Origin of the sequence: Bernardetia sp. Wsw4-3y2 (assembly GCF_037126295.1) — a bacterium.
In the GTDB taxonomy this organism is placed as follows: Bacteria; Bacteroidota; Bacteroidia; order Cytophagales; family Bernardetiaceae; genus Bernardetia.
In genome coordinates this window covers 64,502-84,939 of record NZ_CP147018.1, presented here as the reverse complement: position 1 = coordinate 84,939, position 20,438 = coordinate 64,502, and the positions used below count along the sequence as shown (strand labels likewise).

16 protein-coding genes are annotated in these 20,438 nt (G+C 32.2%); 9 read left to right on the top strand and 7 right to left on the bottom strand.

Going from position 1 to position 20,438, the window contains the following annotated elements:
* Nucleotides 1-285 precede the first annotated feature (285 nt).
* Complete coding sequence (locus V9L05_RS21800; protein WP_338815673.1) at nucleotides 286-2,157, top strand: D-alanine--D-alanine ligase; 1,872 nt, start codon at nucleotides 286-288, stop codon at nucleotides 2,155-2,157.
* Between the two features lie 51 nt (nucleotides 2,158-2,208).
* On the opposite strand, the gene V9L05_RS21795 is transcribed toward V9L05_RS21800, so the two are convergent.
* The 5 genes from V9L05_RS21795 to V9L05_RS21775 form a co-directional block, all read right to left on the bottom strand.
* The gene (locus V9L05_RS21795; protein ID WP_338815672.1) at nucleotides 2,209-3,465 is read right to left on the bottom strand and encodes an NAD(P)/FAD-dependent oxidoreductase; all 1,257 of its coding nucleotides are present in this window, start codon (nucleotides 3,463-3,465) and stop codon (nucleotides 2,209-2,211) included.
* Nucleotides 3,466-3,620: 155 nt separating this feature from the next.
* Nucleotides 3,621-4,484: a hydroxymethylglutaryl-CoA lyase gene (locus tag V9L05_RS21790; protein ID WP_338815671.1), complete on the bottom strand. Its 864-nt coding sequence runs from the start codon at nucleotides 4,482-4,484 to the stop codon at nucleotides 3,621-3,623.
* Between the two features lie 238 nt (nucleotides 4,485-4,722).
* Complete coding sequence (locus tag V9L05_RS21785; protein ID WP_338815670.1) at nucleotides 4,723-5,337, bottom strand: 3'-5' exonuclease; 615 nt, start codon at nucleotides 5,335-5,337, stop codon at nucleotides 4,723-4,725.
* A gap of 102 nt (nucleotides 5,338-5,439) precedes the next feature.
* Nucleotides 5,440-6,588: a serine hydrolase domain-containing protein gene (locus V9L05_RS21780; RefSeq protein WP_338815669.1), complete on the bottom strand. Its 1,149-nt coding sequence runs from the start codon at nucleotides 6,586-6,588 to the stop codon at nucleotides 5,440-5,442.
* Between the two features lie 105 nt (nucleotides 6,589-6,693).
* Nucleotides 6,694-7,830, bottom strand: a complete 1,137-nt coding sequence (locus V9L05_RS21775) for a methylated-DNA--[protein]-cysteine S-methyltransferase (protein ID WP_338815668.1) — start codon at nucleotides 7,828-7,830, stop codon at nucleotides 6,694-6,696.
* A gap of 131 nt (nucleotides 7,831-7,961) precedes the next feature.
* Here V9L05_RS21775 and pbpC point away from each other — a divergent pair, with 131 nt between their 5' ends.
* Both pbpC and V9L05_RS21765 read left to right on the top strand, forming a co-directional pair.
* Complete coding sequence (gene pbpC, locus V9L05_RS21770) at nucleotides 7,962-10,430, top strand: penicillin-binding protein 1C (protein ID WP_338815667.1); 2,469 nt, start codon at nucleotides 7,962-7,964, stop codon at nucleotides 10,428-10,430.
* Nucleotides 10,431-10,468: 38 nt separating this feature from the next.
* Nucleotides 10,469-11,413 (top strand): hydrogen peroxide-inducible genes activator, encoded by a 945-nt coding sequence (locus V9L05_RS21765; RefSeq protein WP_338815666.1) that lies wholly within the window; start codon nucleotides 10,469-10,471, stop codon nucleotides 11,411-11,413.
* Here the strand turns inward: V9L05_RS21765 and V9L05_RS21760 are convergent, their stop codons facing one another.
* Both V9L05_RS21760 and V9L05_RS21755 read right to left on the bottom strand, forming a co-directional pair.
* Nucleotides 11,414-11,863: a hypothetical protein gene (locus V9L05_RS21760; protein ID WP_338790770.1), complete on the bottom strand. Its 450-nt coding sequence runs from the start codon at nucleotides 11,861-11,863 to the stop codon at nucleotides 11,414-11,416. It abuts the gene before it with no gap.
* Nucleotides 11,864-11,904: 41 nt separating this feature from the next.
* Nucleotides 11,905-14,319, bottom strand: a complete 2,415-nt coding sequence (locus tag V9L05_RS21755; RefSeq protein ID WP_338815664.1) for a TonB-dependent receptor — start codon at nucleotides 14,317-14,319, stop codon at nucleotides 11,905-11,907.
* A 295-nt stretch (nucleotides 14,320-14,614) separates the two neighbouring features.
* Between V9L05_RS21755 and V9L05_RS21750 the strand changes: the two genes are divergently transcribed.
* The 6 genes from V9L05_RS21750 to radA all read left to right on the top strand — a co-directional run bounded on the left by V9L05_RS21750 (nucleotide 14,615) and on the right by radA (nucleotide 20,382).
* Complete coding sequence (locus V9L05_RS21750; protein ID WP_338815663.1) at nucleotides 14,615-15,175, top strand: sigma-70 family RNA polymerase sigma factor; 561 nt, start codon at nucleotides 14,615-14,617, stop codon at nucleotides 15,173-15,175.
* A 75-nt stretch (nucleotides 15,176-15,250) separates the two neighbouring features.
* Complete coding sequence (locus tag V9L05_RS21745) at nucleotides 15,251-15,931, top strand: hypothetical protein (protein WP_338790767.1); 681 nt, start codon at nucleotides 15,251-15,253, stop codon at nucleotides 15,929-15,931.
* Between the two features lie 114 nt (nucleotides 15,932-16,045).
* The gene (locus V9L05_RS21740; RefSeq protein WP_338815816.1) at nucleotides 16,046-17,164 is read left to right on the top strand and encodes an Mrp/NBP35 family ATP-binding protein; all 1,119 of its coding nucleotides are present in this window, start codon (nucleotides 16,046-16,048) and stop codon (nucleotides 17,162-17,164) included.
* Nucleotides 17,165-17,291: 127 nt separating this feature from the next.
* Nucleotides 17,292-17,567, top strand: a complete 276-nt coding sequence (locus tag V9L05_RS21735) for a NifU family protein (RefSeq protein ID WP_338815662.1) — start codon at nucleotides 17,292-17,294, stop codon at nucleotides 17,565-17,567.
* A 297-nt stretch (nucleotides 17,568-17,864) separates the two neighbouring features.
* On the top strand, nucleotides 17,865-18,758 hold the full coding sequence (locus V9L05_RS21730; RefSeq protein WP_338815661.1) for a geranylgeranylglycerol-phosphate geranylgeranyltransferase: 894 nt from the start codon (nucleotides 17,865-17,867) through the stop codon (nucleotides 18,756-18,758).
* A gap of 238 nt (nucleotides 18,759-18,996) precedes the next feature.
* On the top strand, nucleotides 18,997-20,382 hold the full coding sequence (radA, locus tag V9L05_RS21725; RefSeq protein ID WP_338790764.1) for a DNA repair protein RadA: 1,386 nt from the start codon (nucleotides 18,997-18,999) through the stop codon (nucleotides 20,380-20,382).
* Nucleotides 20,383-20,438: the final 56 nt, after the last annotated feature.

Here is a 20,438-nt window from a genome sequence, read left to right as displayed (position 1 = left end):
TTCAAAATTTCATAAAATAAAGTAACGATTAATCTACCTTTGCTTTATAATTTAGAAATTGTAAATTTATTTTACATTTTTTAAAAATTCATTGCATTACTAAACAGGGTTAAAACCCTGTTCAATTTATAATTCACAAGGTATTTTTTCAATTGGACAGGGTTTTAACCCTGTTTTTATAAATTACTAAAAATTTAAGTTTATTTTTTAGCATTCATTATGTTTGTCGTACTAGTTTCTACATACAAAAGAATATACTTTTTTTAATACAACAACTCACTACTTATGATAAAGATAGGTGTTTTTTTTGGTGGGGTTTCTCGTGAACGTGAAATTTCATTTTCAGGAGCAAAAACGGTTTCCCAAACCCTCAATCGTTCACTTTTTGAGCCTGTTTATATTTTGGTAGATAGCTTAGGAAAGTTTATCAAAATAAATCCTGTTCAGTTCGAACACAAAGCCATTTCTCATTTTTATCCTACTCAAGAATCTATTCCAGAAGAGTACGATGAGTTTTCACCTGTCTATATCGAAACGCTTGAAGATTTGACCAAGGAAAAGCATAGAAAAATAATGGAAGAAGTGGGAACACCAATTCCTACTGAAAGTTTGTCTGAACATATAGATTTTGCTCTTTTGATGTTGCACGGAACATTTGCCGAAGATGGCATGTTGCAAGGACTTTTTGAATGGTTACAGATTCCGTATTCGGGTTGTGGAATTTTTTCTTCTTCTTTTTCTATTGACAAGCATTTGCAACAAGTTGTAAATGAAAAATTGAGTTTAGGAAGTAATAGAAAGTATCACATGATGAGAAAAGACGCATGGTCAAAATGTGATAGAAGTACGCTTTTTGAAGAGTTAAAATCAAAATTGGGCTTACCTCTCGTCATAAAAGCTCCTTATCAAGGTTCTTCGATTGGAGTTTCTATTCTGAAAGTTGATAATTTGGAAGCCTTCACAAAAGCCGTCAATACTTCTCTTTTTGCTCGTCAGATTTCAAAAGAGGAATGGACAGAATTAACAGAACCACAGCGAAAAGAATATGTAAATGGACTAATGAGTCTAGAAAAAGGAATTGGTTTGCCTGTTATTTTTGAAGAAAAATCTCTTTTAGGTGGAAATTTGGGTGAACAAATTATTTATTCTCCAATAAAACTGATTGCAAAACTGAATGATTTCTTTTCTTATTCTGAAGAAGATGCTTTGCTTTTTTCTTTTGAAAGCGAAGATATGGTTTTGTTTGAACAGCATTTATCAGGGAAAGAATTTTCTTGTGGAATTATTCAGAATGAAAATTTAGAAGCTATTGCACTTCCTCCAACAGAAATAATAACATTAACAAAAGTCTATGATTTTGAAGCAAAATATTTACCTAATGCAAGTCAAAAACGCATTCCGATAGATATTCCGACAGACAAAATTATAGAAATTCAAGAAAAATGTAAAGAGATTTTTCAAACCTTTAAGTTTGACGCTTGTGCAAGAATTGATGGCTTCTATACAGATGAAAATACCATTGAACTCATCGACATAAATACACTTCCAGGAATGTCGCCTACTTCGCTTATTTTCCGTCAAGCTGCCGAAATTGGTTTTTCACCTACGGATTTTATGACTTATTTGGTCTATCAATCTCTTAATTGTAGAGTTCATACAGCCAAAAGACCTTATTTTTTCAGAACTTTATTCAAAAAACTAGAAAGCGAACTTTTAGATTCTGATTACCATAAAAAAGAAAAAGTAGCTATATTTTTTGATGCAACTACTTTTGAAGAAGCACGAAAAGAATACAATATCGTAGCATCAGAAGGAAAACAAAATCCTTTTTGTGTATTCATAAAAGAAGAAAACGAAAATGTAAGTATTTATAAATTGCCTGTTTCTTTTCTTTTGAAACCGAATGTAGAAGAAGTAATTCAAAACCTAGATGCTGAGCTTCATCCTGCCATTTCTCACACCATCGAAAAGGCAAAAGAACTAACTGATTTCTTTGTAAAAGATTTTGTTTCTACTTCTCAAAAAATTAATTTAGAAGACATCAATGACACAACAAATGATGCAATTTGGCTTCCTAAAAGTGAGAATAATGAAAATGCTCCCAAAAGTAAAATCAAAAGACAACTTTATGAAATTGGAATGGCTGTGGTGGATTAGATAAACAAAAAACCTATAAGGTTTCCAAAAACCTTATAGGTTTAAATCAATCTAAATCTCATCTCCAATCAAATTCGCCACCAAACGCCCAGAACGCATTGCAGCATTCAAAGAACCATTCAAAAGATAATCACCACAACGGTACAAACCATCATGTATTTTCAAATCTTCCATAGAAGGCGTGTGTTTTACAGAGTTTTGATTTGGAAGAGCATCAGAGATAGAATACGACCTTAAAAAATCCCACTCGTAGGCGTGCGTTCCGTACCACAAACTTAGTTCTCTTCTTGCCTTTTCTACCAACTCTTCTTCTGTGAAGTCTTTATTTTCATCATCTGTAACAATCGAAACTGAAAGTAGTGATTTATCAATCGGCGCATAATCCGAAGAAATATCACTCATTACTACAAAATTATTTACCAATCGGCTTTCTAACGAATTTAGACACAAAATAGGACGTTTTACAATTGATTTGTCCATTGAGAAATATAGATTTGTTGTTCCTCTTGTGTTTTCATTTTCTGTAGTATTTGCTCGGTACGATTGTGCAAACTCATTATTATCCGTTGCTATCAAGATAGTTTTTGCTTCAAACTCATTTCCACTTTCTGTAGTGGCTACATTTTTATGAATTGAAACTACTCTTTCATTAGTAACAATAGCATCATTTGGCAAAACACTAGCCAACTGACGAGGAATTTCTTCCATTCCCAAAGCTGGAACTGCTCCTTTTCCATTCGAAAACATTTGAAAGACAAAATCAAACATTCGGTTAGAAGTTTCTAAGTCTTTTTCTAAAAATATTCCTGCCAAAAATGGATTTAAAAACTGTTCTATCAACGAGCTTTTAAAATGATAATTTTCTCTAAGAGCTTGATAGGTTGTAGTTTCGGGTTGCGTAAAAATCTCATGCAAATCCTTTCCATTGATTTCCGTTTTCACCAAAAGCATACGCAATTTGTCTGCCCACGTTCCTATCGGATTAGCTAGTGTAGAAAGCGTTTTTGATGGATTTCTAAATGGGTCTGCAAACTCAAAAACTCCTTTATCAGTATGCAAAAGCGCACCTGCATCAATAGTTCTGAGTTGAAGTTTTGAGTAACTTAATGCTTTTTGTGCTTCTGGATAAGCTGTCAGAAGAACTTGAAAACCTCTATCCAAACGAAAGCCATTTACGATATCAGTTTTTACTCTGCCACCTACTCTATCTGTTGCTTCGATGATTTTGACAGAAAGTCCTCTTCTATGTAATTTTCTAGCAGCCGTAAGTCCTGCAATTCCTCCTCCAATGATAAGTACGTCGGTCATAATGTATTAATGTAAAACAGACATCCCTGTCTGTTAAATAGCCTTTTTAATCAGTTTATTTTTTTCACAGATTAGTAAGTCTGTGATATGTTTTAATGAATCAAAAATACAGTTTCTTGTTTAGAATTACTTGAAAAATAATGTCATTTCGTTGTTCAAACAATTACTTTTTCATCAAAGACTTGTTTAGCTTGATTTAATGATTCACTAAATTTGACCATATCCAAACCTGTTTCTAGTTCGTTCATATTTGCAAACGCCAAAATAGATTCAGTAGGAATATTTCCTGTTAGTTCATCTTTTGCCATTGGACAACCTCCAAAACCAAGCATTGCACCATCAAAACGTCTACAACCTGCTTGATACGCAGCTTCAATTTTTTCACTAGCAGTTCGAAGAGGAGAGTGAAAATGAGAACCAATTTCGATATGAGGAAATTCTTTAGTCAGTGATTCGAATAAAGGAATAATATTTTCTCTAGTAGAAGAGCCAATTGTATCTGAGAGCTGAATAATTTTGATTTCCATCTCATCTAGTTTTTTCATAAACTCGCCCACAATTTCTGGATTGTATGCTTCTTTATAAGGGTTTCCAAAAGCCATTGACAAATAAACCACTAATTTTTTGTCATTTTTTAGACACAAATTTTGTGCTTCACTTACTACACCGAGAGCTTCTTCAATCGTTTTTTTGGTATTTCTAATTTGGAAAGTTTCAGAAATAGACAGAGGAAAGCCTAAATAATCTATTTTTTCAAACTCAATAGCACGCTTCAATCCTCCATAGCCTGCAATGACAGCAAGCAGTTTTGTATTTGTAGTTGATAAATCAAGATTTTCTAAAACCTCTGCTGTATCTCTCATTTGAGGAATTGCTTTTTCAGAAACAAAACTTCCAAAATCAAGTGTATCAAAGCCCACTTTGAGAAGCGAATTGAGATAATTTATTTTAATATCTGTATCTATAAAATGCGATAAGCCTTGCATCGCATCACGAGGACATTCAATAATTTTGAGCATTTTTAGTGTATTTATTGGTGGTATGTGTGTATCGTTTAGACGACTTTTTAATAGCCGTTTTATACCCAAAAATACAAAAAAATCAGATGATATTATAATTTTGAATAATCTATAAAGTCTGTCTAATTATTTTTTCTTGTTATTTAATTTTATAAGCCTCCTTTTTTGCCATTGTCAGTGCCTCACCGACGACTTCCACAAATTTTCCTCTAGTTCATTTGTATTTAATTTTGTCCAACTAGTATGTTCTTTTTCTCTTCGTTTTTTTGTGGTTGGTAGAAGGAATATATCCACCTTTAAAAAGTTTTCCAACCGTAATTTCTAGTTTTTCGGAAAATGTTTTTTGACAAGTAACATTCATTTTCTCAAAACCTTTTATAGCTAATTGTGCTGTTGCATCGGCATCAGAACCTGCTCTGTGATGACGAAAATAAATTTCATTTTGGTTACAAAGGGTCTTCAAATCATAACGAGGCATCTCTGTCCAAATCTTTTTGGCAAACAGATAACTACACGAATACGACAAATCAGGATAAGGCAAGTTGTAATGGTCTAATGTTTTTCGAAGAACCGAAAAGTCAAAACTAGCATTATGTGCTATCAAAAACTGATTTTCTAATAAATCTTTCAAATCCGATTTCCAAAGCTGGTCAAAACGAGGTTGTTCCCAAACGTCAGCAGCCGTAATTCCGTGAATAGAAACATTCATTGGATCAAATTGATTGATTTTTGGACGAATTAACCAAGATTTTGTTTCTATAATTTGGCTCTCTTTAACAAAGGTAAGTCCTATTTCACACGCACTATTTCTATACGAATTGGCAGTTTCGAAGTCTATTGTTATAAAATCCATGCTAATTTCTGATATTGTTTTTAAGAAGATAATTACAAAAATAGCTTTATTTTTTAACAAATTGCTAATATGATAGGAATGAATTTAAACTAAAAATATCTTTTAATTTTTTATTTCTAATAACTCCTCAAATATTTTATCTAACGTTGTTGCCATTATTTTTGCTGTTTGTGTACCACTTTGATTCGTAATTATAAAAGCACCTAAATTATGCTTTGGAATAATAAAAATGTAGCATTGAGACCTTGGTACGCCTCCATGATGAAAATAATATTTTCCTAGTTTAGTATCTGCTAAATCTGCTCTCCAAAAATAAGCTATTTCAGTAGTTGAATCAGCTTTATATAATGTCTTATGTGATTCTTCTACAACCATATTATTTTTGAGTTGGTACTTTATGAAACTCATCATATCAGGAATCGTAGATTTTATACCTCCACCAGCTCCCCAAGGTAGTTTTCCCATAGGAAGGGTGGCTTTTGGGTTATCTACATGATAACCTACTGCCAATTCTTTTGAGTCTTCTTCATTAAGATTAACTTTTGTATTAGTCATCCCTATTTCTTTGGAGAGGAAATTAGTTAATATATTTTCATAATCTGTCTTATAAATCTGTTCTAAAATATGCGCTGTAAGCTCTGTTCCTGCACTTGAATATGAATATTTCTTTCCCAATTGAGCATCTATTTTGATGGTATGTAAATCTTTTAAAAATTTAGTTTTATTATACTCTTTCAATACTTCATTGATTTTTAATGGAGTGTCATAATCTAAAAAATTATCTAATATGGGATTTAACTCTAAAGGAAGCATATTAGGAAGTCTACTTGTATGAGTCAGTAGGTTTTTTACTTTTATAGGCTGATTTGAATAACTTAGATTAGGGTATTCTCCATCTAAATATTTAGTAATATTATCTTCAATATCAATTTTTTCTTCTAACACAGCATTGGCTACAAGCGTACCTGTGAGGACTTTACTTAGAGAACCAATCTCATATATTGTTGAATTGCTAGGTTTGTTATTTTTGCCTTTTTCTAGCTCTCCGTAATGTCCAATATATTCTTTTTCTTTATAAAAAATAGCAATAGATGCAGAGTTAATTAGTGGCTGCGTAAGCATTTCTTTTGCACCACTATCAACTATTTTTGATAAATTAGTATTATCTTTAACTTGAGTAGGTTGATTTGATTTGACACAACCTGTAAAAATCAATGGAGCAATTAATAGAATATAAATATATTTGAGCATTTTAAAAAAAAATTATTTTATTAGATTTAATATCTCTAAATTAAAATTTTATAAGATGGAAAGCAATCTAAGAAAAGTTCTTTAATTATTTTTATAAAAAACCTGTCAAAACAAACGCAGTTCTTTTTTATTTCCTTCCTTGTTCGGATTGTGTTTGTTTTCATGCATTAAAAGCCATTTTTTTCGCTCTAACCCTCCTCCATAGCCTGTCAGTTTTCCATCTTTTCCGATAACTCTATGACAAGGAATAATAATCGATATTTTGTTCATTCCATTTGCTGAAGCAACAGCACGAATAGCTTTCGGATTTCCTAAATGTTCGGATTGTTCTTGATAAGAACGAGTTTTCCCGTATTCAATCTGATGCAAACCTTCCCAAACTGTTTTTTGAAAATCTGTTCCGATGGGTTCTAAATTTACTTCAAAAATGGTTCGTTTTCCTTCAAAATATTCTTCTAATTCTTTTTTTGCTTGAGTAATATGTTTGTTTTCTCCTGTCAAGATAACAGCATTTAATCGTTTTTGAATATCTGCAAATTCTGTTTCTAACATTTTTCGGTCTGCAAATTCTAGTAAACAAATTCCATTTTCCGTTGCACAAACAAACATTGCTCCCAAAGGAGTTGTCAATCTGCTTATCAAAACAGTTGATTTTGATTCTGTTTTGTCTTCTTTCTTTTTACTCATTATTTGAGTATTTTTTTGACTGTTCTTTGGTGATGTTCCCATAATTTTTTTAAAAGTATAACCAAAACCACTTAACGATTCGTAACCAATTTCGAAAGCTGTTTCGGTGGTTTGTTTTCCATTTTGTAATTCTTGAAAAGCTGTATTTATTCTGTACATACGTTGATAGGCGTGAAAAGTCATTCCATAATTTTTTTTAAACCAATTACGAACTACTTTTGCACTAATATCATTTTCTTGCAAACGATAATCTGATATTTTCTCTTTTGGATTTTCTTTAACCAATTGAATAGCTTTTTCTACTTCTTTAGGAGCTTGATTTGCATTTTGAGTAGGTTTACAGATTTTGCAAGGACGAAAACCTTCGCTCAAAGCCTCTTTAAAAGTGGTATAAAAAATTACATTTTCTAACTTTGGTTTTCTGGCTCGGCAATTGGCAATACAAAAAATAGAAGTCGTCTTTACACCAACATAGAAAATTCCTACAAAATTCTCATTTTTCTCTACTAAGGCTTTGTAATAGGTTGCGATTTGGTTTGAATCTGTAATTTCCATTTTTTTAAAGATAGAAGATGAAAAAGTTTTGTAATTTTAATTTGATTTTATTCAAAGTTCTGAAAATCAAAATGGTATAGCAACCGAAAAATGGACGAGTATTTTATTTTATTCGTTTCTCTCTCAAAAATATGATAAAACAATTCCTCAAAAAACTCTTCAAATTAACTTTAAAAATAGGTATAATCGGATTACTCTCAACCGTAATTCTATTTTTCACATGCAATTATTTCTTTCCTTTTAAATTAGATATTTCCTATTCTCAACTTATTTTGGACAGGAAAGGAGAAATTGTATATGGCTTTTTGAGCAAAGATGACAAATGGCGTTTTCAAACTGAATTAGATGAAATCAGTCCAACGTTGAAAGAAACGATTTTATATAAAGAAGACCGTTGGTTTTATTATCATTTTGGTGTAAATCCGTTTTCTGTTGGGCGTGCAGCAGCTAGAAATATTTGGACTGGAAGACGAACTTCTGGAGCTTCTACAATTACAATGCAAGTTGTGCGATTACTAAATCCAAAATCAAGAACGTATTTTAATAAAATCATCGAAACATTTAGAGCTTTTCAGCTAGAATTAAATTACTCAAAAGACGAAATCTTACAACTTTATCTCAATCTAATTCCGTATGGTGGAAATATTGAAGGCGTAAAATCGGCTTCTCTTCTCTATTTTGGACAAGAACCTGAAAAGTTAAGTTTGGCACAAATTACAGCTCTTACTATTGTTCCAAATCGTCCGACAACGTTAGGATTTTCTACCAATTCGGATAAAGATTATTGGATTACAGTTCAAAAAATCATTAAAGAGCGAAACAAATGGTTAAAACGTTTTAAGAACGATAATTTATTTAAAACTGAAAATATAAATGATGCTTTAGAAGAACCTTTAGATATTAATTTTAGAAAAATGAGCCGAGAAGCTCCTCATTTTTCGTTCTTTCTACATTCAAAATATCCAAATCAGAATATTTTAGAAACTACTTTAGACCGAACCATTCAGCAAAAAGTAGAACAGATTACTCAAAATTACACTCGTAGATTAGGAAAATTAGGTATTTATAATTCGGCTATTTTGGTTGTCGATAATCAGACAAAAGAAATTCGTGCTTATATCGGTTCACAAGATTTTTCAGATTCTTTGCACAATGGGCAAGTGGATGGCGTACAGGCATATCGTTCACCTGGGAGTACATTAAAACCTCTTATTTACGGAATGGCATTCGATGAAGGTTTTTTGACTCCAAAACGAAAACTCCTAGATGTTCCAATTGATTATGACGGTTACACGCCTGAAAATTTTGATAAGAATTTTAATGGAGAAGTGAGTGTAGAAGTTGCGCTGGCGTATTCGTTGAATGTTCCTGCTGTAAATACACTAAAAGAATTAAGTGTTTTTAAAATGGTTCAGAAACTTTCTGATGCAGGTTTTTCTCAGATTGAAGCCGATAGACACAAACTTGGTCTTTCCTTGGCTTTAGGGGGGTGTGGAGTTTCTTTGGAGGAAATGGTCGGACTTTTTTCAGCTTATTCTACAAAAGGAGTTTTTGAAAAACCTCATTATTTAAAGAAAAATAGTGATAAAAAAGACAAAAAAACAAATAAAAAAAGTCATTCTATTGCAGAAGATAATTTTTCATTTCAACTTATTTCAGAAGAATCTGCTTATATGGTTTCGGATATTCTTACAAAAGTAGAACGTCCAGATTTTCCTTCTGATTATCAAAACAGTAAAAATGTCCCAAAAATTTCTTGGAAAACAGGTACTTCGTATGGTCGTAGAGATGCGTGGAGTATTGGCTACAATGCACATTATACAATAGGCGTTTGGATTGGAAATTTTAATGGACAGAGTTCTGAATATCTGACAGGAGCGCAGGTAGCAACGCCACTTTTATTTCAGCTTTTTGGAAGTGTAGATTATGCAGCAACCAATGAATCTATAAAACCACCAAAAACATTAAAACAAAGAATGGTTTGCAGTGAAACTGGAAAAGTTCCTGCTGATTTTTGTGAGAGTTTATTGAATGACTTTTATATTCCAACGATTTCGCAAAGCGATGAATGCAAGCATTTGAAAAAGGTTTTTGTGAGTAAAGAGGAAGGAAAGAATCAAGAAAATACTAAAATAACCTATTGTTCTTTTTGTCTTCCTAAGGATAATTCTCAATATAAAACAGAATATTTCCCCAACATAAAACCAGAGCTTACTTCTTATTATTTAAACAGAAATTTACCAATTCGTAGTGTTCCACCTCACAATCCGAATTGTACGCATATTTTTAAAGACAAAAACTCACCTCAAATTATTTCACTTTTTGAAAACAGAGAATATATTTTAGATGATGATTCGACACAGCTTTTATTAGAATGCAGAACAGCATCAGATATTAGTAGTGTTTTTTGGTATATCAATGATAAATTTTTTAAGGAAAGTAAACCTAACGAAAGAGTTTTTTTTAGTCCTTTTGAGTTTGAAGCAACACAAAATAAAAATAACAAAAAAGGAAAAACTCATAATAAAACAAAGATTTCTTGTACTGATAACAAAGGCAGAAATACAGATATTTATGTTGTTTTGAAAAGGAGTTTTTAATAATTAGAATTAGATAATTTTATAAAAGAATTTAATTTATGAATCTACAACAGCTAGAATATATCATTGCCATTGACAAATACCGTCATTTTGTGAAAGCTGCTGAAGCCTGTTTTGTAACACAAGCAACGCTCAGTATGATGATAAAAAAGCTAGAAGAAGAACTAGAAGTCAAGATTTTTGATAGAAGCAAACAACCTGTTGTTCCGACAGATATAGGGGAGAAAATTATTTTACAAGCCAAAATAACACTACAAGAAGCTCAAAAGATAAAAGAACTTGTGAACGAAGAGCAAGATAAAGTAAGTGGAGAACTCCGAATTGGTATTATTCCGACACTTGCGCCTTATCTTCTGCCTTTGTTTTTACCTTCTTTTCTCAAAAACTATCCTTTGGTAAAAGTTCAGATTAGCGAACTAACAACTGAGGAAATTGTACAACGATTAGAAGGAAATGAAATTGATGCAGGAATTTTGGCAACGCCATTAGAAAACAAAATGTTGATAGAAAAACCTCTTTTTTATGAGCAGTTTGTGGTTTATGCTTCTAAAAATGAACAATTTATGGATAAAAAATATCTTTTGGCAGAAGATATTGATGTAAATCGGTTGTGGCTTTTGGAGGAAGGACATTGTTTGCGCTCACAAGTAATTAATTTGTGTGAACTTAAAAACAAAGAAAAAGAAGTACATCAATTAGATTTTGCAGCAGCAAGTATCGAAACACTCAAAAAAATTGTAGAAATCAATAACGGAATTACAATTATTCCCAGTCTTGCCTTAGCTGATATGACAGAAAAACAAATGCAAAATATTCGTCATTTTAAAAGCCCTGCACCTGTTCGTGAAATTGGTTTGGTAACTTATCGCCATTTTATCAAAGAAAAATTATTGCTTTCTTTAGAAAATGAGATTTTGAAATTTATTCCAGACGAAATGAAAACATCTTTAAAAAAAGAAGTATTGCATGTTAATTGGAAATAATTAAATTTCATTAAAATAATCTAAAACGGCTTTCCAATTAGAAAATTCTTCTGAACCAAAATGAATTAGTTTTCCTTCAAAATTTTCTTGTCCTCTTCCTTCTTTTATATCATCTATCAAATAATCTCCTTTCAAAAGTGCTTTATTAGGAGAAATAATTAACCTTTCTACCATTTCTATCCCAAAATAATCTTCTATCCACATTCGCTTTTCGGTATAAGACAAAGGGTTATAAATAGAAGGTGCAGTCAGAATATAAATATCAAAATCTTCTTTTTGCAATAACAAGTGTACTGTCTCAATGGCATTTTCAATGGGCTGAAGTTTTCTATAAAAATCAAATTGACTTTGAGGAAAAGCATTTTTTGGATTCTGTTGGAGTGCTTTATCAAATGCACTCTGATAATCACAGAGAACGCCGTCCATATCTATATAAATTATTTTTTTCATTGTATTTTATAATACGATTTGATAAATTAAGAAATGAAATATTAATTAATTCTAAAACTCACACCTGCTTGTATATTTGTTAACAGTTGAGGGTTAAAATTAGCATCTATGTCCAAACCTGTGGCATCTATACCTCCATACTCAGTATCAAAGACATTATTTACTCTAAAGTAGGCACTTACATTCTTGTTGAAGTAATGACGAACTAGCATATCAAGTGTATAATATCCATCTGTTTTAGCTCTTTCTTCTTCATACTGTTCTATATTAAAAGTATTTCGTCTGTACCAACTACTCATCAGTACGTTTTGAAAGTTAATATACCATTTTGGAGAGGGACGAAAAGAGACACGTAACTGCCCCATAAAATCAGGCTGCATTCGATAATCATTTATTGTACCTCCGTCATCTGGCAAAACTTCACTTCCTTGCGTATAACTAAAAAACAAATCAGTATCTAAATGAATACGTTCAATGATATTCTTTATCTTCAAAATTCCTTGTATTCCATAAATAGCTGAACGACTATCTTCACTATTTATAAATTCTCGTGCTGTTCCATTAGAGTTTCCTGATAAGGAAGAAGCTAATGGATATATTTGTTTATCTATTGGACGAAAACGCCCAACAATTGGACTTCTTGTTCCTGTAAAATAACCTACTATATCTAAAGTAATATTTTTACTTGGAAAATACCGAATTCCTGTTTCTATTGTAACAGAGGTTTCTGGATTCAAATTAGGATTTGGAACTTGTTGATAAATAATTGAATCTGTCTCAATATCTACTAAAGCAAGTGAAGTAAACTGAGTAGAAGGAGGTGGCGCACGAAAAGCTGTTGCTCCAGAAACCCTGAATGATAATTTTGGAGTTGCCTTATACAACAAAGCTATTCTAGGATTTAAAGAAGAGTTAGCTGTAGTATCAGCATCTACTCCACTACGAGTATCTGCTCTTAACCCAAAAACACCTACCCATTTATTTTTTGTATAATAGGCTTGAAGAAATACACCTCCATTAAAAAAGGTATTTCCATTATACCCAAAATTTCCTAATATAGGATCAGGTTCAAGATTTCCATTTACAGCCTTATCATAAAGATTTATATCAAAAGGTTTCTCCAAATCATTTGTCACAGGCAGATTGAAAGAAGTAGTAACAGAAAAACCTCCTGTTAACTCAAAATGTGGATTTATTTTTCTAGTATAAATACTTTCCAAAAAAACATCATCCGAACCTTCATACCTATATGAGCGACCTACCGAACGACCAATATTATAATTTGTACCAAAAGAACTATTTGCGTCCAATCTATAATACAAATAAGAAGCATTTATTAAAAAAGATGACTTTTTATTGCTTGTTTGATAAGAAACGTGTGTTCTACGAAGAGTTTCTGCCATATAGGTTTCTGGATTGGCATACGAGAAAAAAGCAGGAGTACGTCCCAAAACGCTATGCCTTCGACTGTACATTTCATCTATCGTAACTTGCAGTTTTCTATAATTAAACTTTACTCCTATCAAATAGCTTTGTTCTGGCAATTGATTAACTGTTGCTTTAGTAGGAGTTCCGACATAAGAAGTAAGCCCAGCTTTTTCTTCTAAGAGTGTCAAAAAAGAATCTGGCTGGTTGGTCGCCAAATCTCTAAGTAACCGTCTTGTCTGTAAATCACTTGGGCTAGTAAAAGCATTTAGAAAAGTATTAAACGGATTAAAAGCATCTGAATCTTCATCTAAAGCCAAATCATCTCTTTTAGTAAGGTTTCCATAAATACTGTATTGCAAAACATTTCTATCTCTTCCAGCCTTTCCTCCTGCCAAAAAATCAACATGTCTATAATTATCTGTTCCAAAATAAGCATTGGCTTGTGCATAAGCAGACTTTTCAGAAGTTTGAGTAATAATATTAATAACACCAGCCACAGCATCACCACCATACACAGCTGAAGCAGGTCCATAAACAATCTCTATGCGTTCGGCTTGAGCTATTGGAAGTTGCGCTCCAATAGCAAGCGCACCATTTACAGCAGGCTGAATGGGAACATTATTTATCAATACTTTGGTATACTCATTTCCTATTTGTCCACGCATAAAAAACATTTCACCCAAAACTCCAGAACCAGGTTGAGAAACTTTTATCCAAGGAACTGTTTTCAATACATCTACAAGGGTAATATATCCATTTTCCATAATTTCCTCTTTTGTAACTACATATACTGTTGAGGGAATATCTTTGAGTTCCTTTGCCGAACGACTTACTGAAACTAAGCGTGTCTCTTCTGTAAAAGTAGTTTTATTCAGATCTGCTTCTGTTAATTTTTCTTTGGCTAGATGAAGTGGAGTAGATATATTTTCTTGATTGTCTAAACTATCTGTAGTTTGAGCAAAAATGTTTGAAGCACACAACACGTAAAGAAGCAAAACAAATAAAGAAGTAAAACTATTATTTTTCATAAGATTGAAAAAGGTTAAGCAAATAAATAAAACAGTGAAGTAAAACGAATATACTATAAAGCAAACTAGTAATCCACCTCCTAAATTTGAGTTTATTTTGTAATTTTGAGAGAAATTTATAAAAAATCAATATAAAAATGTTACTTTTTGACTAAAATACGGTTTTATTTGTAAAGAGTAAATAAAGTAGCACATAGAGTTTTCGAAACAGCTATTTTTAACTTTTCAATTTTGTTTTAAAGTAAAATTCTATTCACAAAATTTTCATTTGACACAATCTCAACTACATATTTCATTGCAAGATTCTAAAACGGATAAAAGCGAAGAAGAACAAATTTTAGCAGCCCAAAAAGACTCTAAAAATTTTAGATTCCTTTATGAGGCAAACTATGAAGCTATTTTTCGTTTTTTATATCGAAAAGCTAATGATGAAGCTCTAGCTGCTGATTTGACTTCTCAGACTTTTATAAAAGCACTCCAAAATATTCAGAAATTTGAATATAAAGGAGTTCCATTTTCAGCATGGTTGTATAGAATTGCTTCCAATGAATTTTTGAAATATTATAGAAAACAGAAAAAAATGCCTGTCTATTCATTAGAAGAAGAAACAGCAAAAAAACTAACTAACTTTTCAGAAGAATTAGCTGATGAAAGACAACAAGAACGAATAGACCAACTAAAAAAAGTATTAGAAAAACTCAAAACAAAAGATATGCAGATGATAGAGCTTCGCTTTTTTGAAGACAAATCATTCAAAGAAATTGCCTTTATCTTAGAAACAACAGAAAGTGCAGCCAAAATGAGAACATATAGAATATTAGAAAAAATAAAAGAATCAGTTTCCAGTTATCAGTAAACAGTTATCAGTTAATGATAAATCCTCGTTGACGGTTGCATTTGAACCTCAACGACGGTTATAAAAATAAAAATTATGAAAAATCAAGATATAAATTTCAATCAAAAACCTATTTCATCAGAGAAAATAAAATCCTATCAAGATTTTGATGCTCTTTTGAATGCAGTAGAAAATAATAATTCTAGCAGTACATCTAGTGAAAAGACAAAAACAGTTTTTATGTCTTTTTCTAATCCTTATTTCTCTATTGCAGCTTCTATTTGTTTGCTTTTTGTAATTGGAATGGGTTTATTTTTAGCTCAAAATGAATCAAATACAGAACTAGCCGAAATTAGCAATCAAACAGAAAACAAAACAGATTTAGCCTATTCTATCACAAATAAAGATTTAGAAACTGCCGAACGCCTGACAGCTTCTCTTTCTCAAAAAATAGATTTACCAACTCCCAAAAATGGAACTGCTGTTACAACAACTATTTTAGAAGAAAATGCAAGTCCTGAAAATGCGTCTTTAGAACAAGTGGCTCAAGTCTTGAAAAGTGAGATGAATAAAGAAAATTCGTGTAAACTAACTACTTCTTCTGAAAAACACACAAAATATATTGCTTTTGTAGTCAGTAGTGAAGGACAAATCACTGATATAGAAGCACAAGGTTGTGAACAAGAAGCTAGAAAAGTATTGGCTTCATTCCCAAAATGGAAATCTGGAACACTGCAAGGTCAGCACCTTTCACAGCGTATTGTGGTGGCTATTTAAGAACTTAACTTTTATTGAACTCAAACAGAGTAAGATGTATTTAGATAATTTCGTACTTTTGTAATTCATTATTTAACAGCTAAAAAAAAGATTTACAAAAAATATATAATGTCTATACAAATTACAAAAGAAGGAATTTTAGAAGCTCTTTCTACGGTAGATGACCCAGATTTGAAAAAAGATTTGGTTACCTTAGGAATGATAAAAAATATATCAATAGAACAAGAAGTAAACAAAACAACAGTACATTTTACAGTCGTTTTGACTACTCCTGCTTGTCCTCTCAAAGAACTCATTCGTAACAACTGTGAAAAAGCAATTCATCAAAAATACGATGAAAGCATTCGTTGTCAGATAGAAATGACTTCAAATGTTACTACAATTAGAAAAGGAAAAATACTTCCTGAAGTAAAAAATATAATTGCTGTTGCTTCTGGAAAAGGTGGCGTTGGTAAGTCTACTGTTGCTTCAAATTTGGCTGTTGCTCTTGCCCAAACAGGCGCAAAAGTAGGTTTAATAGATGCTGATATTTTTGGTCCTTCTATCCCTACCATGTTTGATTGTGAAACAGCACGCCCTGGGGTTCGTCAAGAAGGTGAGCGTTATATTATTTTACCTTTCGAAAAACATGGCGTAAAGTTACTATCTATCGGTTTTCTTGCTCCTCCTGATGATGCTATCGTGTGGCGTGGTCCTATGGCAAGTTCTGCATTTAAACAATTTTTGTCTGACACTGATTGGGGCGAACTAGATTATTTGTTTATTGACCTTCCTCCAGGGACGAGTGATATTCACCTTACTTTGGTTCAGACTGTTCCAGTAACAGGCGCAGTAATCGTGACGACACCTCAACGAGTGGCTTTAGCAGATGCTCAAAAAGGAGTGGCGATGTTTACACAACCAAAAATCAATGTTCCTATTTTGGGAATTGTTGAGAACATGGCGTATTTCACACCTGCCGAACTTCCTGAAAACAAATATTATCTTTTTGGAGAAAATGGGGGAAAAGTATTAGCCAAACGAAATGATGTTCCATTTTTGGGAGAAGTTCCTTTGGTACAATCTATTCGTGAAGCTGGTGATGAAGGAATTCCTTTAGCAGCTCAAGATAACCTTGATAATCAATCTCAACTTGTTACAGAAACATTTAAGGATATTGCTCAAAAACTAGCGCAAAGTGTAGCTGTAAGAAATGCACAACAAAATCCAACAGAAGCTGTTTCTACAAACTAAGATATAATTCCTAACTGTCAATAAAAGTTTAATTATTGACAGTTAGGAATTATGATAAGAAAATCCCTAAAAATTGATTATATTTGAATGCAAATTATTCATCAAATCATTATAAAATAAAGCAGTTATGAGCCTAGAAAATAATTTAGAAAAAAGAGTAGAAATAGCCTTAGATACCATTCGTCCTTATTTAAAAGCAGATGGAGGAGATGTAAAAGTAATAGAAATTACAGAAGACGGAATAGTTAAAGTAGAAATGATTGGTGCTTGTGGGTCATGTTCTATTTCTCCTATTACACTCAAAACAGGCATCGAACAAGCCATTTTGAGTCATGTGGAAGAAATAAAAAGTGTTGTTGCAATCAATTTGACTGATACAAAAGAAAAAAACGTAGCCGTCTAAACTTAAAAAGATAAGTAAATTAGAATAGAACTTACTCAAAAAAGGTTTAGTATCAATTCTTAAAAAATCATTTAAAAAGTCTTTTTTTTAAGAAATAGACAGCGAAATAAAAAATAATTTCAGTTTTTTAACCAAATTTTAAGAAATAGCTTGCAATTATGCCTATCAAATCATACATTTGGTAATAGAAATACACTTGTACTTGGTATAAGAAAATTTCTAAGCTTTTTCATAGCTGGTTGAAAGCCTTGAGGGGGAAGTTTTGCTTCCCTCACAAGTTTCAAATCTTTATAACTTATGAAATCTTTTTGCAGTTTTGTATTTCAACTCTATTCCTCTTTACGTCCTCTCAATTTATTTCTTCTTGCTCTTACCCAAACACTAACAAGTGTTTTTTTATTAGACACTTCACTTTGTATTTCAAATTTATTTAAAAAAATAGATTTTACTTTCTGTTCTAATTTTTATTTGCTTGTTTTGGCTACCGTTTTGAGTGCAGCAGCAGGCTATATTTTGAATGATATATTTGATAGAAAAATAGATTTAGTTAACTCTCCTCTTCGAAGTTCATTTACAGAAAAAAACCTTTATCTATTCTATTTTTTAAGCAGTTTATTTTTTGGAGTAGCCTTATTTTCAAGTTTTATAATCTCCTTCCAAATTGGTTTTTCAGTTCTTTTTAGTTGTCTTTTACTTATTTTTTATGCTAAGTACAGCAAACAGCTAGGAGTTTTGAAACCTGTTTTAGTTTCATTTCTGACAGCTTTTTCGATTGTTTTGGTAGGTTTGCTTTATTCTTTTGATTCTATTCCTATCACAATTTGGCTTTTTTCAATTTGGGCATTCTTGCTTTCTATGCTTAGAGAAGTCATCAAAGATTTTGAAGATTTTGAAGGAGATATTTCTCAAAACAGTCTTACTTCTGTGATTCATTTAGGTAAAAGAAAAAGTAAAGATTTGCTTATCCTTCTTTCCTCTCTTCTGATTCTTTCCTTATTAGTAGTTCCTTTTTTTACGCTTAATACTTCTTTTCGCTTTTTGCATCAATTGACAATGATTGTTTTGGTAGGAAATTTTATTTTTTTACTGAACAATAAGAAATTCAATTCCTCTACTAAAAACTACAAAAAACTTAGTCTTTTTTGTAAAATTATGATGCTCATCGGAATTTTGGGAATGATGGTTTATTAAAGAATCATCGGTGAGACACCGACAATGGCGAGAAGTTGCCGTATTCGTATTTTATCTGTATTAAAAATCCTATCAACCGACAGTTCAGCGAAGTTAATCCTATAAATCCTTAACCCATCAGTTCCAGTATTTCTCATTAAAAGTATAGCAAAAACTAATTATTTTAGCTAAATTTACACTATTAAAAAAACCAAATTCTAAATTTATTAGCAAATCAGCTAATCAAAACTATACTTGTATGGCTAAGAAAAAAGTAAAAACAGCTTATTTTTGTCAAGAATGTGGACACGAGTCTGCCAAATGGATGGGGAAATGTTCTGCCTGTGAAGAATGGAATACCTATGTAGAAGAAGTAATCGATAAAGGAGCAGACAAAACAGATGTAAAAAAACTATGGCAAAGCGATAACGGAAGACGAGCATCTAACAAACCAAAGAAATTATCAGAAATAGAAAAAACAGATTTTGCTAGAATATCAACCCACGATGGCGAACTCAACCGAGTTTTGGGAAGTGGATTAGTACAAGGTTCTTTAGTTTTGATTGGTGGAGAACCGGGGATTGGAAAATCTACTTTAATGTTACAGGTTGCTTTGGCTTTGAAAGACCATACTGTTTTATATGTTTCGGGAGAGGAAAGCGAACAGCAAATAAAACTTCGTGCTGAACGTTTGGATGCTTATTCAGAAAACTGCTTGATATTGAACGAAACGAATACACAAAATATTTTTATTCAGATAGAACAATCAAAACCCGATGTTTTGATTATCGATTCTATTCAAACGCTTCATACTGCACATATTGAGTCGTCAGCAGGTAGTGTTTCACAGGTGCGTGAATGTGCTGCCGAACTATTGCGTTTTGCTAAAGAAACAGGCACACCCGTATTTCTTATCGGACATATTACAAAAGAGGGTTCACTTGCAGGCCCAAAAGTTTTGGAACACATGGTCGATACCGTTTTGCAATTTGAAGGCGACAGACACATGTCTTATCGTATTTTGCGTACTATCAAAAATCGTTTTGGTTCTACTTCCGAGCTTGGGATTTATGAAATGCGCTCAACAGGACTTCGTGAAGTAAGCAATCCATCAGAAATTTTGATGTCGCAGCGAGATGAAGTTATTGGAGGAATTACTATCGGTACGACAATGGAAGGAAATCGCCCACTTTTGATTGAGGTGCAGTCGCTCGTCAGTATTGCAGCTTATGGAACGCCACAACGAAGCAGTACAGGTTTTGATGCCAAACGTTTGAATATGCTTTTGGCTGTTTTGGAAAAACGTGGAGGTTTTAGACTAGGAACGCAAGATGTTTTCTTGAATATTGCTGGTGGTTTTAAGATTGAAGACCCTTCTATTGATTTGGCTGTCTGTACGTCGCTTATTTCTTCGTTGGAAAACTCGCCTGTTAGTTCAGATATTTGTTTTGCTGCCGAAGTAGGTTTGGGAGGAGAAATTAGAGCCGTTCAACGCATAGAACAACGTATTTCGGAAGCTGCAAAACTAGGTTTTCGTCAGATTGTCGTTTCAAAATACAATATCAAAGGATTAGATTTGAAGAAATTTGATATAGAAGTAAAAATCGCTAAGACTTTGGAAGATGTGATTAAATTGGTTTTTTAATTAAAAATGCTATTTATTACAGAAAATAATATCTGTAATTGATTATTACATATAAA